13 protein-coding genes are annotated in these 14,317 nt (G+C 58.4%); 6 read left to right on the forward strand and 7 right to left on the reverse strand.

Features of this window, described 5'->3' with window-relative positions; genetic code table 11:
* Positions 1-2: 2 nt before the first annotated feature.
* From GGE33_RS14695 to GGE33_RS14705, 3 genes are read right to left on the reverse strand one after another with little or no spacing between them, the layout of a single operon-like run.
* Complete coding sequence (locus tag GGE33_RS14695) at positions 3-797, reverse strand: ABC transporter permease (RefSeq protein WP_148144726.1); 795 nt, start codon at positions 795-797, stop codon at positions 3-5.
* Between the two features lie 11 nt (positions 798-808).
* On the reverse strand, positions 809-1,663 hold the full coding sequence (locus GGE33_RS14700) for an ABC transporter permease (RefSeq protein ID WP_183824246.1): 855 nt from the start codon (positions 1,661-1,663) through the stop codon (positions 809-811).
* A complete protein-coding gene (locus tag GGE33_RS14705; RefSeq protein WP_183824249.1) occupies positions 1,660-2,727 on the reverse strand; it encodes an ABC transporter ATP-binding protein in 1,068 nt (355 codons plus the stop codon). Before GGE33_RS14705 ends, GGE33_RS14700 begins: the two co-directional genes overlap by 4 nt.
* A gap of 170 nt (positions 2,728-2,897) precedes the next feature.
* Here GGE33_RS14705 and GGE33_RS14710 point away from each other — a divergent pair, with 170 nt between their 5' ends.
* Positions 2,898-3,731, forward strand: coding sequence for an IclR family transcriptional regulator (locus GGE33_RS14710; protein ID WP_183824252.1), 834 nt, complete (start codon positions 2,898-2,900; stop codon positions 3,729-3,731).
* Between the two features lie 180 nt (positions 3,732-3,911).
* Here GGE33_RS14710 and GGE33_RS14715 read toward each other — a convergent pair whose 3' ends face one another.
* Complete coding sequence (locus tag GGE33_RS14715; RefSeq protein ID WP_183825534.1) at positions 3,912-4,931, reverse strand: LacI family DNA-binding transcriptional regulator; 1,020 nt, start codon at positions 4,929-4,931, stop codon at positions 3,912-3,914.
* Between the two features lie 166 nt (positions 4,932-5,097).
* Between GGE33_RS14715 and GGE33_RS14720 the strand changes: the two genes are divergently transcribed.
* The 5 genes from GGE33_RS14720 to GGE33_RS14740 all read left to right on the forward strand — a co-directional run bounded on the left by GGE33_RS14720 (position 5,098) and on the right by GGE33_RS14740 (position 11,315).
* Positions 5,098-6,342 carry an extracellular solute-binding protein gene (locus tag GGE33_RS14720; protein ID WP_183824255.1) on the forward strand — a complete coding sequence of 415 codons (1,245 nt, stop codon included), beginning with the start codon at positions 5,098-5,100 and terminating at the stop codon, positions 6,340-6,342.
* An 80-nt stretch (positions 6,343-6,422) separates the two neighbouring features.
* Positions 6,423-7,358, forward strand: coding sequence for a carbohydrate ABC transporter permease (locus GGE33_RS14725; protein WP_183824258.1), 936 nt, complete (start codon positions 6,423-6,425; stop codon positions 7,356-7,358).
* Complete coding sequence (locus GGE33_RS14730; RefSeq protein WP_183824261.1) at positions 7,355-8,221, forward strand: carbohydrate ABC transporter permease; 867 nt, start codon at positions 7,355-7,357, stop codon at positions 8,219-8,221. The genes GGE33_RS14725 and GGE33_RS14730 overlap by 4 nt, the downstream gene beginning before the upstream one ends.
* Before the next feature lie 28 nt (positions 8,222-8,249).
* Positions 8,250-10,196, forward strand: a complete 1,947-nt coding sequence (locus GGE33_RS14735) for a glycoside hydrolase family 127 protein (protein WP_183824264.1) — start codon at positions 8,250-8,252, stop codon at positions 10,194-10,196.
* Positions 10,197-10,205: 9 nt separating this feature from the next.
* The gene (locus GGE33_RS14740; RefSeq protein ID WP_183824266.1) at positions 10,206-11,315 is read left to right on the forward strand and encodes an ABC transporter ATP-binding protein; all 1,110 of its coding nucleotides are present in this window, start codon (positions 10,206-10,208) and stop codon (positions 11,313-11,315) included.
* Between the two features lie 80 nt (positions 11,316-11,395).
* On the opposite strand, the gene GGE33_RS14745 is transcribed toward GGE33_RS14740, so the two are convergent.
* The 3 genes from GGE33_RS14745 to GGE33_RS14755 are packed head-to-tail and all read right to left on the reverse strand — an operon-like array spanning position 11,396 to position 14,239.
* A complete protein-coding gene (locus GGE33_RS14745; RefSeq protein ID WP_183824269.1) occupies positions 11,396-12,463 on the reverse strand; it encodes an ABC transporter ATP-binding protein in 1,068 nt (355 codons plus the stop codon).
* A 4-nt stretch (positions 12,464-12,467) separates the two neighbouring features.
* Positions 12,468-13,298 (reverse strand): carbohydrate ABC transporter permease, encoded by an 831-nt coding sequence (locus GGE33_RS14750; RefSeq protein ID WP_183824272.1) that lies wholly within the window; start codon positions 13,296-13,298, stop codon positions 12,468-12,470.
* Between the two features lie 5 nt (positions 13,299-13,303).
* Positions 13,304-14,239 carry a carbohydrate ABC transporter permease gene (locus GGE33_RS14755; protein ID WP_183824274.1) on the reverse strand — a complete coding sequence of 312 codons (936 nt, stop codon included), beginning with the start codon at positions 14,237-14,239 and terminating at the stop codon, positions 13,304-13,306.
* Positions 14,240-14,317 lie beyond the last annotated feature (78 nt).

Raw genomic sequence — 14,317 nt, forward strand, 5'->3', positions numbered from 1 at the left:
GTTCACTTCTGCCCGACAAGAATACGGTCCAGTCCGAACGCCCGGTCGAGCACGAGCATGGCGATACCGGTCAGGGCGATCATCAGCGCGGAAACGGCTGCCATCATCGGATCGATGGATTCCGTCGCGTACATGTACATCCTGACCGGCAGCGTGACGGTCTGGGGTGAGGTGACGAAGATCGACATGGTCAATTCGTCGAAACTGTTGATGAAGGCGAGCAGCCAGCCTCCGGTAATACCGGGCAGGATCATCGGCACGGTAATCCGCCGGAACACCGTGAGCGGCCCGGCACCGAGCGTCAGTGCTGCCTGTTCAGCATTGCGGTCGATGCCTGTGAGCGCCGCCATCACGAGCCGCAGCACATAGGGCGTGACGACAACGACATGGCTTGCCACCAGCCACCCAAAGCTGCCCGTTGCGCCGATCAGCGTGAACAATCTCAGAAGAGCGACGCCGAGAACCAGATGCGGAATGATCAGCGGCGACAAGAACAGGCCGTTGAGAAAACCGCGGCCCGGAAACTCGTAGCGGGAGATCGCGATGCCGGCCGGAAGCGAGATCAACACGGCAATCGTTGCCGCAAGCGTCGCCAGCCACAGGCTGTTGTAGAAGGATGCCATGAAGTCCGGATGGACGAACACGGCCTTGAACCAGCGCAGCGAAAACTCTGTCGTCGGGATGGTGAGCGTGCTGTCGGGCGTGAAGGCGACCAGACAGATGATCACCAGCGGTGCCAGCATGAAGCATACGACGAGCGTGTGAAAGATGAGGGCGATTGGTCCGTTGCGATCCATATCCTGCCCCCTCAGCCCAGAACCTTGCGCGCCTTGGCCTCGATCATCCTGTTATAGGCCAGCATGATCAGAAGGTTGGCTACGAGAACGATGAATGCAATGGCGGCGCCGAGCGGCCAGTTCAGCTCGTGCATGTATTCGTCATAGACGACGGTCGCCGCCATTTTCAGCCGCCGCCCGCCGAGCAGGCCAGGAATGGCGAAAGAGCTTGCAGAAAGGCCGAAAACGATCAGGCTGCCGGAAAGAACGCCGAGCGAAATCTGCGGGAGGATGATCCGTCGCACTGCAGTGAAACGCGAGGCGCCGAGCGACCATGCGGCCGGTTCAAGCCCAGGATCGAGCTTCTGGATCGCCGTCCAGACCGGGATGATCATGAACGGCAGCATCACATGCACCAGCGCGATCACGATCGCCGCCTCGCTGTAGAGAATGCGAACCGGGCCAAGACCGAGCATGATGCTGGCCTTGGAGATCAACCCCGTCGAACCGAGCAGCATGCTCCAGCCGAAGGAGCGCACAACGACCGAAACCAGCAGCGGACCTATGATGACGAGCAGGAAAATCGACCGCCACGGGTTCCACATCCGCGACAGGATGTAGGCTTCCGGTACGCCGATGACGACGCACAGAACCGTGGTGACGAAGGCGATCCTCAACGTTCGCCAGAAGATCGAAAGAAAATAGGGGTCGGAGAGAACCGTCGTGTAGTTCGACAGCGTGTAGCTGTCGAGCACACCTATATTGAAATCATAGGCATGAAAGGAAAGCACCGCAGTCAGCGTCAGCGGCAGAACCACCATGCCGAGAAAGAAGATCAGGCCGGGGAAAGACAGGAACCACGGCGTCGAGGATGTCTGCGCCGTCATGCGTCAATCCTCGAAGTCTCCTGTGTCCGGGCCGAGACACGCGCGCTTTCCGGCGACCAAGAGAGCCCAACGGGCTGTCCCTGGGATGCAGGCAATGAGCCATCCGTATTCGGCCAGGAAACGATGATCTGGCCGACCGCCGTATCGACGTTGAACAGCCAGTGGCTGCCGAAAAAGAACCTTGCACTGACCACTCCGTGCAGATGCCCCTGGCCCGCCGGCACGATGGTAATCCGCTCGGGGCGAAGCGACAGGATGGCCGGCTCGCCCTCTGTGGCGGGACAGTCCGTTGCCGGCAGGATGACGCCGGAAGACTGGATGCCAAGCCTGAGTGCTATACCGGGAATATTGTTCATCTTGCCAATGAAGGAGGAGATGAACTCCGTCGCCGGATTATCATAAACTGCCGCCGGCACATCCGCCTGCGTCATCTTTCCGTGTTCCATGACAACCACACGGTCGCTGATCGACAGCGCCTCTCCCTGGTCATGGGTCACCATGATCGTCGTCGTGCCGACCGTCTGCTGGATGCGCCGAAGCTCGAACTGCATTTCCTCGCGCAGCTTGGCATCCAGATTGGACAATGGCTCATCGAGCAGCAGCACCGGCGGTTCGATGACAAGGGCACGAGCGATTGCGACGCGCTGCCGCTGACCGCCGGAAAGCTGGCGCGGATAACGATCGGCAAATTGGTCGAGTTTGACCAGCGCCAGCGCTTCGGCCACCCGCCGATCGCGCGCGGCTCTGCCGACTTTGCGCATTTCCAGCCCGAAGCTGACATTCTGCGCCACCGTCATATGCGGAAAGAGCGCATAGGTCTGGAATACAATGCCTAGCCCGCGGCGGTTCGGTTTCTCGCGGGTGATCTCGCGCCCGTCGAGCATGACCGAGCCGGCCGATGGTTCGGCGAGGCCTGCAATCATCTGCAGCGTCGTGGTCTTGCCGCAGCCGGAAGGCCCCAGAAGCGATACGAATTCGCCCTTGCTGACTTCCAGATTGACCGCATCGACAGCGGTGAAATTGCCATAGATTTTCGACAGCGAATTGAGCGTCAGAAAGCTCATGTCCACTCCAGTTGCGCCAGTTTTCGCGCTTTCTCTAATTTCGTTCCCAGGCGAAGGAGACAGTAGAAAACTGCCTATGGTCAATAAAAAATTCCAATTAGGAAAATTATCATTGAAATATTCCATTATATGAAATTTATGGAAGATCAGCTCAATCCGGATTACATTTAATGGATGAAGACACTCACCAGATCTCAAGCGCAAGGCGCACGCTGATCATCCTCAAGGCGCTTGGCGCGGCAGATGCTGCCGGGGTGCGGCTGATAGATGTGGCAAAGGAAGTGGGTTGCAACCAGCCGACAGCCCATCGCGCCATGCAAGATCTGGTGGCCGAGGGGTTCGTCGAACAAGTGTCCGGCGGCAAACGCTACCGTCTCAGTCTCGAATTTTTCGTGATGGCAGCCCGTGCCGGACGCTCCGACGGATTGCGCGAGCTGGCCAGACCGGCACTGCTTCGCCTATCGTCAACCCTGACGGACACGATCTTCCTGCTCGTGCGAAGCGGTTATGATGCGGTCTGCCTAGACCGTGTCGAAGGCCCCTTCCCGATCCGTTCCTTCACCGGCGACATCGGCGGAAAGGTGCCGCTCGGCATCGGCCAAGGCAGTACCGCCATCCTCGCCAACCTGCCGGAAGCGGAAAGGGAAGCCGTTATCCGGTTCAACATGCCGCGTCTGCTCGATCGCAGCCATCTCGACGAGGCAAGCTTCCGACTTCTTCTCGCCAATGCCCGCGAACAGGGTTTCGTCAGCTTTAATGCGGGTCTCATTCCAGGCATGGCGGGCGTCGCCGTTCCCGTCTGCGACGCGAACGGCACGGCGGTCGCGGCCTTGAGCGTCGGTACGCTTGCCGAACGCGCCGAAGGCGAGAGATTGCAGGCGATGGTGGATATTCTCTCGGCCGAGGCTCGCGAACTCGGGCGCCGGATCAATCCATTCGACCCAGCCTTGCGCTCACCGTCACGTAGCCTTAGCTATGTCCAGGCGCAGAACGGACTTCGCTAGTTGGACTTGTTTCGCGACATTGCCCCTAGCGATAAAGTTAAGTCGGCTTCGACAGAGCTCTCCTGTTCGGATCATGTAAAACGTAACAAGGCTTGTGGCCTGACACGAGTGCACCGAGCAGTTCGCGCCAATTATATCAGTGACGGCTTTTTGCCGTTTCTTGGGTTTCGGCGAAGCCTGCTAGTATTCATTCGCCTTGTTCGCCGTTGAGAGCCGTTCGACTAATCGGCAGGGCAAGCGGCGGGTTCCAGGTTCAATAGCCTCACCTCTGGTAATGCTCAGCATGGCCAAGCCCGCCTGCCGGCCAAGTTCCATGAGTTCCATGTCGACAGTGGTCAAGGGCGGCCGGGTTTGCCGCGAAATGACTTCCCAATTATCGAAACCGACGACGGATATGTCCCTCGGCACAAGAATACTGCGATCACGCAGGGCATCGATGACGCCTCTGGCGATCTCGTCGTTGCCGCAGAAAATACCGTCGGGCAATTGGTCTCCGTCTGAAACCAGCCGGGCGATTGCCTCATGTCCCCACTCCTCGGACCAGTCTCCGAACATCGGTTCCCGACAGGCTTCGGCAAAATTGCAATAGGCGGCTGCGCGGAGTCTGGCAGCCAGATAGTCTTTCGGACCGGTGATATGAAGGATGCGCGAACAGCCGGATTTCCTCAAGCGCTCCATCGCCAGGCGTGCGCCATGCTCATCGTCGGGCACGAAACTGACGCTACCCGGAGGACCTTCGGCAAAGGCGTATATCACCGGAATAGGCAATGCCAGAAGCTCCCGAGGTTGCTCGAGATCCAGTCGCGTTGCGGTGAAGATGATGCCGTCGACCTGCTTGTCGAGAAGCGCCTGCAGGTGAAGCTGTGCAAGACGGGGGTTGTTGTTGGTGGCGCAGAGAAAGACTGACACGCCCTGATCAACGAGAACTTCCGAGACCCCTGCTCCCATGGGAAGCGTGAGCCGCCCGTATGTATCATTGGTCAGCATGCCGATCGTGGAACTGCGCTTGCTCTGCAGGCTTCGCGCCAGCGCATTGGGCCTGAAGCCGACGTCCCGAGCAATCCTGTTGATACGTTCACTCGTTTCAGCGTTGACACGGCCAACACCGTTCAGTGCGTTTGAGGCCGTAGACAAGCTGACACCAGCCGCCTTCGCGACATCGCGAAGTGTTCGTTTTCGATGAGATAACGGCTTTAACATTCCGCAAGAATGGGCCTGCAAAAACGATTTCTCAAGCGATTTCAGATCTGCAAAAACGTTTTTGCAAAAAACGAACTCAAAATTGTCGACAGGCAAAAAAATCCGCCCTACCGTTTGTTCACGTCCATCGGGAAAGTGCGACGAACAATAGAAAAAGGGAACCGTGATGCATAAAGCTAGCCTTGCGCTCGCAGCAATTACGTTTGCTGCGACAACCTCTTTTGCTGCCGCCGAGGAAGTCAATCTCTGGGTTCGCATCTCGTCCGGCGCTGTCTTGCAGTCGCTTGCCGAGCAGTACAACGCCAAGCACGACGACAAGATCATCGTCACCCAAATCACGGCGGAACAGATGGTGCCAAAGCTCGGCGCCGCGATTGCCGGCGGGGCACCGCCGGAAGGCGTGGTCCTGGATCTGATCTACCTGCCAACTTTTGCCGCCAACGAGAGCCTCGAAGACATTACCGACTTCGTGAAGGGGCTGCCTTATGCAAATGCGCTCAGCCCGTCTCATGTTCGTTTGGCCACATATGATGACAAGATCTACGGCGTCCCCGCCTTGCCTGACGCGTCGATCATCGCCTGGAATACCGACCTTTTCGAAAAAGCAGGCCTTGATCCGAACAAGGCTCCTGCCTCTCTGACGGAAATTGCAGAAGACGCGAAAAAGGTTAGAGCGCTTGGACCCGATACCTACGGCTTCTATTTCGTCGCAAATTCCGGAAGCTGGCTGATCTATGACTTCCTGCCGCACCAGTGGGCGGCCGGGGCCGATATACTGAGCGAAAACGGTCGTGAGGCGACGGTCGATACACCGGCCATGCGCGAAACGATCGCGGCCTATCGCGATATGTGGACGGCCGGCGCCATCCACCCGACATCGCGCTCCGGCAACGGCAACAACGCGGTGGAGGCATTTGCCTCCGGAAAGGTTGGCGTGCTGATGACCGGCTCCTACATCGTCAATCTTCTGACCGCCAAATATCCGGATGTGAAATTCAACGTTGCTCCCATACCCGGACCGAAGGATGGCGCCTCAAGCTTTGCAGGTGGTGACACACTGGCACTGATTGCCGGCATCAGCGAAGAGAAGAAGAAGGTTCTGCTCGACTTCGTCGATTTCTACATGCAGCCGGAACAGCAGGTGTTCATCACCAAGGAATCCGGCATGCCATCGCGCACCGATCTCGCTGCGGATGCCTATGCCCAATTCGACAAGCGAAACCTTGTTTCCTACGAGATCCTGACGAAGGCACGCACGCCTTATACCTTCTCCTCCGATGAGCTTTTCGTTAGCCGGACCGGCCCCTTCCTGAACCTTGTCCAGTCGAGCATCTTCGATGGCAATGTGGATGCAGCCATCTCGAAGGCGCAGGATGACTTTACCAAGATTCTCGAGCGGACGAATCCCTGACGCATGAGCGAGCAGGCAGCCGAAATCCACCTGCTCCACCATAGGCACCGACAGCCTGATAAAATGACGACGAGGATTGAATGGTAGAGACCACACTGCCGAGCGCGGTCGCGCGCCCTGTCTCAGCCTTGGGCGGCAGCCGCGAACCGCATGGCTGGCTGGGCCTGTTTTTCATCGCGCCAAGTATGGTGTTCATCATTGGATTGTTCGTCATCCCGCTTTTGATGACCGTATGGATGAGCTTCTATCACTGGCCGCTTCTGGGGCGGAAAAAGTTCATCGGCCTGGAAAACTACGCGGAACTTCTGGGCGACAGCCAACTCTGGTCCTCACTGGGATTTACCCTTCTCTACACGCTGCTGGTTACCGCAGCGATCATGGCAGTGGCTTTTCCGCTCGCTTTGCTGGTCGACCGCCCGCTCCGTAGCGCCGGTTTTTTCCGCACGATCTATTTCATGCCCGTCGTCATCGGCTTCGGTGCCGCCTCGACGCTTTGGACATGGTTGCTCAACCCTGACAACGGCGTTTTTTCCCGCCTGTTTCTCAGCCTCGGCGTTGTCGATGCAGCACCTCGCCCGCTCGAAAGTTTTTGGCCGGCGCTCGCCGTGATTATTCTGATGGTCGTGTGGAAGACAGCAGGTTTCACCATGGTCATCCTGCTCACCGGATTGCAGAGCATACCCGCCGAGGTCATCGAGGCTGCCAAGATCGACGGCGCCAGCGTGTTTAGCCGGTTTCGCCGTATCACCCTGCCGCTGATGCGCAACTCGCTGCTTCTGGCACTGATCCTCAACATCACATCCTCGATGCTCGCCTTTGACCAGTTCTTCATCATCACCCAGGGCGGCCCCGGCAATAGCACGATCTCCGCCGTGTTCTCCATTTACCTAGCATCCTTCTCGTCCTATCGGCTGGGTTACGGATCCGCCCTCTCCTTCGCACTGCTGGTGGTTCTCGTTGCCATCAGCTCCATCCAGCTCAGCTTCATGCGCCACCGCCCGGAGGAAGGCCGATGACACATGCGAATGCTGCAGCCGGCAGGCCGTTTTCGGAGCGTATCGGACACGTCACCTTCCTTCTGGTATCCCTGCTTTTGGCAATCATCTTCCTGATGCCGATTGTCTGGTCCGTGGCTAGTTCCTTCAAGCCGGCAGCGGAAGCGCTTGCCAATCCGGTAGCGCTTTTCTCGAAGGCCTTTTCGCTGGAGAATTATCGGCGGCTGGAAGATGTCGGCGCCGGCTGGCATATCTACGCAATGAATTCGCTGCTGCTCGCGGCCGGCACGATCATGCTCACCATACTGGTGTCGGTGCCTGCCGGTTACGGTTTTTCGAAATTCCGCTTTCCCGGCCAATCGCTGATCTTCGTTCTGGTCATGGCCACGATGATGATCCCGTTCCAGTCCATCCTGACACCGCTGTTTCTCATCCTGAAGTTTTTGGGTCTGCAGAACAGCTTGCTGGGACTGGTGCTTGTCTACACGACATTCCAGCTGCCATTTTCGATCTTCATGATGCGCAACGCCTTCGATGCGATACCCGCCGCGCTGGTCGAAGCTGCCCGTATCGACGGTGCCTCGCAATGGACTCTGCTACGGCGCATCCTGATGCCATTGGCACTTCCCGGTGTCGCAACCGTTGCGATGTTCGCCTTCCTCAATTCCTGGAACGAGTTCCTCGCAGCGCTGATCTTCATCTCGGATCAGAACAAGTTCACCCTGCCGATCATGCTAGTGAACGTCTCCTCCGGCATCTACGGGATCATCGACTGGGGAGCGCTACAGGCGGGCATCACCGTCACGATGATCCCCTGCATCCTGCTCTTTCTCGCCCTTCAACGCTACTACGTGCGCGGCCTTACCGCCGGCGCTGTCAAATAAGCCGCAGTTCAATGCGAAAGGAGTTTTAATGTCGTCCTCCCTCAAGAAGCCGGCTACCGATGTCGCACGCCATTTCGACAGGCTCGTACCTATCGAACACCACCACGTAAACTTTCAGGACGGTTTCTGGAAAAGCTGGTCGGAAACCGTTCGCAAGACGACGGTCCCGACGCAGCATATGCGGCTTGGAGAGGAAGGTTTCCTCGAAGTGCTGGACTTCGACAAGCCACCGGCACCGCTTGCGCGCCCGATCCAGCCCAGTGGGCTTTCGATGCAGCATTTCTTCGATTCCGATTTCGGCAAATGGATCGAAGCTGCCAGCTACACTCTGAAAAATACCGCGAACGCCGAACTCGAAGCACAGATCGACGCGATCGTCGAGAAGCTCGAACAAGGGCAGATGGAGGACGGCTATCTCAATAGCTGGTTCATTCGCCGCGAGCCTGACAAGCGCTGGACCAATCTACGCGACCTGCACGAAATGTATTCGATGGGCCATCTGCTGGAAGGTGCCGTCGCCTATTACGAGGCGACCGGCAAGCGCCGCTTCCTCGATGTGATGATCCGCGCCGTAGATCACATCGGCGCAACCTTCGGCTCCGAACCGGGCCAACTGCGCGGCTACGATGCCCATGAGGAAATCGAACTGGCTCTGGTCAAGCTCTATCGGATCACAAAAGATCCCCGGCACCTGAAGCTCGCGACCTATTTCATCAACGAGCGCGGCCAGATACCATCCTATTATGACGAGGAAGCACGGCTTCGCGGTGAGGATCCGGCTGATTATGTCTACAAGACCTACGCCTACAGCCAGGCACATCGGCCGGTGCGCGAGCAGTCGCAGGTCGTCGGTCACGCGGTGCGGGCCATGTATCTGTTCTCGGCCATGACCGATCTCGCCCATGAAAACGACGACCCGACCCTTAAGCAGGCCTGCGACCGGCTTTTCGACAATCTCACGAGCCGCCAGCTCTATGTGACGGGTGGGCTTGGGCCATCCGCCTCCAATGAAGGCTTTACCCGCGAATACGACCTGCCGAACGAAACCGCCTATGCGGAAACCTGCGCCGCCGTAGCGCTCGGCTTCTGGAGCCATCGCATGGCCCAGATCGATCTCGACGCAAAATTCACCGATGCGCTGGAAACGGTGCTCTTCAATGGCGCGCTTTCCGGCATATCCCGCGATGGCGAGCATTATTTCTATGAAAACGTGCTGGAAAGCCATGGTCAGCACCGCCGCTGGAAGTGGCATTATTGCCCCTGCTGCCCGACCAATATCGCCCGCATGATCACCTCGCTCGGCCAATATTTCTATTCAGGCAAGGCCGAGGAACTCGCGGTTCATCTCTACGGCGCAAACACGGCCGAACTGGATCTTGGAAACACCTATCTTCGCCTGAAACAGGAAACTCTCTATCCCTGGGACGGCGACGTCAGGATCCAGCTTGGCCTAACCTGGCAAGCGGAATTTTCCATCAGGCTTCGTATCCCCGGTTGGTGCCGCAGTTGGACAATCAGCATCAACGGCGTGCCCCTTGATGCCGACGGCATTGTCGAAAAAGGGTATGCGACGATCCGCCGATCCTGGGCGGATGGCGATGAAATCAGGCTGTCCTTCGACATGCCGGTCGAGCGGCTTTACGCCCATCCGGCAGTGGGCGAAGATGCGGACCGGGTTGCACTGAAGCGCGGGCCTGTCGTCTATTGCATCGAAGAAACAGATATCGGCATGGAGCCGCAGCGGCTTCGCCTGTCCGCTTCCGGCCTGATTGAAGCACGGTTCGATCAGGAGCTACTGGGTGGTGCAGTCGTGCTGGAGGGCGAGGCGATGGAAGCGCAGGTGGAGGATTGGAAGGCAGGGCTTTATCGAAACAGCCCCGCCGCTTTCAGGCCGCGGCGTTTCAAAGCCATCCCTTACCATCTCTGGGCCAATCGCGACGCAGGCGCGATGCAGGTCTGGCTGGCGGAACGATAGGAGAAACACATGGCGCGTTTGGAACTTCGCAACGTCACCAAATCCTACGGTATCTACGATGCAGTCCGTGGCATCGACCTGAATATAAAGGACAAGGAATTCGTCGTCTTCGTCGGACCCTCCGGATGCGGCAAGTCGACCACGCTCCGGATGATCGCCGGGCTTGAACATATAAGCGGCGGCGAGATTGTCATCGACGATCAGGTCGTCAACCGTCTTGGGCCGGGCAAACGCGATATTGCCATGGTGTTTCAGAATTACGCGCTCTATCCGCATATGACGGTTCGCGACAACATCGCTTTCTGCCTCGAACAGCAGCGCCTGTCGAAAAGCGAGATCGACAAGCGGATCGCACAGGCTGCCGAGACGCTCCATATCACCGAACTTCTGGAGCGCCGGCCGGGCCAACTGTCCGGCGGCCAGAGGCAGCGCGTCGCAATGGGCCGCGCCATCGTTCGCAATCCGAAGGTTTTTCTTTTCGACGAACCTCTGTCCAATCTCGACGCAAAACTGCGGGTGAAAATGAGGACGGAGATCAAACGTCTGCACAATCTGCTGCCAACCACGACCGTTTATGTGACGCATGACCAGATCGAAGCCATGACCATGGCCGACCGGGTCGTGGTGATGAACAAGGGGCTGGTAGAGCAGCAGGGCGTGCCGCAGGAACTCTATTTCAACCCGGTGAGCAAATTCGTTGCCGGTTTCATCGGATCGCCATCGATGAATTTCCAGCCCGCGAAACTCGTTGTGGAGGGGACAAGCCTCTTTGTTGAGTTGAAGGACGGAACCCGTCTTGCCATTCCGGAAGCCAGGAGATCCCGGTTCGCTTCCGCCGGCGGAAAAGACGTCACGTTCGGTATTCGCCCCGAAGCCATTTCCGGCAGCCAGGAGCGGCTCGGCTGGGTACCTTTCCATGCCAATGTCGAACTGGTCGAACCGCTTGGGTCGACCAACATGGTCTATTTCAACGTTGCCGGAGACATATGTTGCGCCAGCCTCGACAGTGAAATTCCGGTTACAGCCGGAGCAATGCTGCCGGTCTCCATCAACATGAACCAGATGCATCTCTTTGATCTGGAAACGGAGCACTCGCTGCTTTGCGGGAAAGCGACATAAGCTAAGCTGGCAGCAGGCAGCAGGCAGCAGGCAGCAGGCAGCAGGCAGAAATGTCCGTACCCGCAGCCACTGACCAAGCGCTATTGGCGCGAAACGCACCGCTCCCCATTTTCGTCGAAGACATGCATATGTTGCGGCGGGAAACTGACATGGACCATGGGACCTGCGGAGAGTGCGGCGCGGTCTAGCGTAAACACCTTGAATGCCAGACCGTGCAGCGACAGGTGCAGGATGATGCCGAAGCCGGTCGGCTCGACAAGATCGACGCTCGCCGCCATGCCGGCGCCCTCCCCGCCCATCACCACGTGCTCGGGTCGGACGCCAACCGTCACTCTTGCGCCATCGCCAAGCGATAGCGGCGCCGGGAGGGCAACCACGGTTCCATCCTTCAGCGTCACATTGCCGTTGGAATAGATCGCGTCGAGAAAGTTCATGCCCGGCGAGCCTATGAAACCGGCAACAAAGAGGTTGGCGGGACGGTCGTACAGCTCCAGCGGAGCCCCCACCTGCTGGACCACCCCGCCATGCATGGCAACGATCCGGTCCGCCAGGGTCATTGCCTCGATCTGGTCGTGGGTGACATAGATTGAGGTGGCCTTGAGGTCGCCATGCATTTTCTTGATTTCGGCGCGCATCTGCTCACGCAGGCGGGCATCGAGGTTCGACAACGGTTCGTCGAACAGAAACGCCTTGGGCTGGCGCACGATGGCGCGGCCCATGGCGACGCGCTGGCGCTGGCCACCGGAGAGTGCCTTCGGTCGGCGGTCGAGCAGCGGATCGAGCCCGAGTTTGGATGCGGCACTGGCAACAGCAGCAGCGATCTTTTCCTTGGCCGTTTTACGGAGCTTCAGGCTGTAGCTCATGTTGCCGGCGACGTTCATATGCGGATAGAGCGCATAGGACTGAAACACCATGGCGATGTCGCGGTCCTTCGGATGCAGCTCGTTGACGCGCTTGCCGTCGATGCGCATCTCACCGCCGGTAACACCTTCCAGCCCCGCAATCATGCGCAACAGCGTAGACTTGCCGCAGCCGGACGGGCCGACCAGCACGACGAACTCGCCGTCCCTGATCTGCAGGTCGATGTCGTGCAGCACCTGCACATGGCCATAAGCCTTCTTGACGTTCTGGATATCGATCGAAGCCATAAGATTACCCCTTGACCGCGCCGGCCGTCAGGCCCTGGACGAGGTAGCGCTGGATGAGCAGGAAGAAGAGAGCCGCCGGGATGAGCGCGAGCACGCCCGCCGCCATCATCTGCCCGAAATCCACCGAGAATTTGGAGACGAAGGTCAACAGCCCGACCGGGAAGGTCGCGGCATTGTTGCCGTTGATCAGCATCAGCGCGAACAGAAGCTCGCTCCATGCGGCGGTGAAGACGAAACCGAGCGTCGCAGCAATGCCGGGCAGCGTCAGCGGCAGGATGATTTCCCGAAACGCCGTGAATTTCGTGGCGCCGTCGATCATCGCCGCTTCTTCGAGATCCTTTGGGATACCGTCGAAGAAGGACTGCATCAGAAAGGTCGCGAAGGGCACGTTGAAGGCGGTGTAGACGACGATCAAGCCTGTCAGGCTGTTGGTGAGACCGAGTGGCGTAAGGATCTTGAAGATCGGGGCCACCAGCATGACCAGCGGAAACATCTGCGTCAGCAGCATCAGCGCCACGATCCAGTATTTTGCGCGAAAATTGAAACGGGAGAGCGCATAACCGGACAGTGACGCGCAAACCGTGACGATGATGGCCGTCGAGCTGGAGACGATCAGGCTGTTCTTGAAGAAGGTCGGAAATGCGCTGTGCTGCAGCACGAAGGAATAATGTTCCCACGTGGTCCGCGACGGCCACATGCGCACGCCTTCGGAATAAAGCAGGTCATTGGGCGTAACCGAGACCTTCAGCAGCCAGAACAGCGGAAAGAGTGCGAAGACGATATAACCGAATAGCGCCAGACGATGCGCGATGGTTGCAAGAAGCGACGTTTTCATGGCCCTCACCCCTTGTTCAGCAATGTCTGCCGCAGCAGGATGATCAACATCGAATAGGCCAGAAGCAGCACCAGCAGCACCAGCGCGATGGCCGAGGCATAACCGAAATCGAGCGCCTTGAAGGCCTGGGTGAAGATGTAGCTGGCGACGATCTGGGTGCGGTCGGCAGGTCCCCCGCCGGTCATGACGACGATCAGATCGGCGAAGTTGGAAATCCACACGGTGCGCAGCAGAACGGTGATGGCGATGGTCGGCGCCAGGAATGGCAGCGTGATCGACCAGAAGCGCTGGAACCATGTGGCGCCATCGATGGAGGCGGCTTCATAAAGATCGCGCGGGATCGATTGAAGGGCTGCCAGAAGCGTGATGGCGAAGAACGGAATGCCCCACCAGACATTGGCGATGATCGGACCCCACATCGCATATTGCGGATCGGACAGGATATTTCCCGGCTGACTCATCAGGCCGAGATCGAACAACCAGTGCGGGATCGGCCCGATCACGGGATTGAACAGCCACGCCCAGTTGAGACCTGCGAGAAAGGATGGCACCGCCCAGGGCAGAAACACCAGTGCTTGAACCAGACCACGGCCCATGAACGGCTTGTCGAGCAGAAGTGCCAGAATGAGGCCGAATGCGAATTGGAAGAACACGGAGGCGCCCGTCCACCACAGCGTGTTTTTCAACGCCGTATAAAACGCCCTGTCCTTCGACAGCGTCTCGAAATGTTCGAGCCCGATGAACCCGCCGGAAAACGGATTGAGCAGCTGGATATCGCGAAACGCGTAGGAAATGCCGATGACAAGCGGCACCAGCATGACGACGATAATGAGGATCAGCGCCGGCGCGCTGTAGAGATAAGGCTCCGAGGCATCGGCAAGGCGCTTTTGCCACGGCCTGCGATCCTGGCGACGGTCATAGACGTCGGCGGTCATGGACATCAGACAGTTTCCCGTTTGCGGCGCAGGATTTGCGCCGTCATTTCATGAAGGAAGGCGGGGTGGCGGCGCGATCCTCTC

It is taken from the genome of Aliirhizobium cellulosilyticum (genome assembly GCF_014198105.1).
Classification (GTDB): Bacteria; Pseudomonadota; Alphaproteobacteria; order Rhizobiales; family Rhizobiaceae; genus Neorhizobium; species Neorhizobium cellulosilyticum.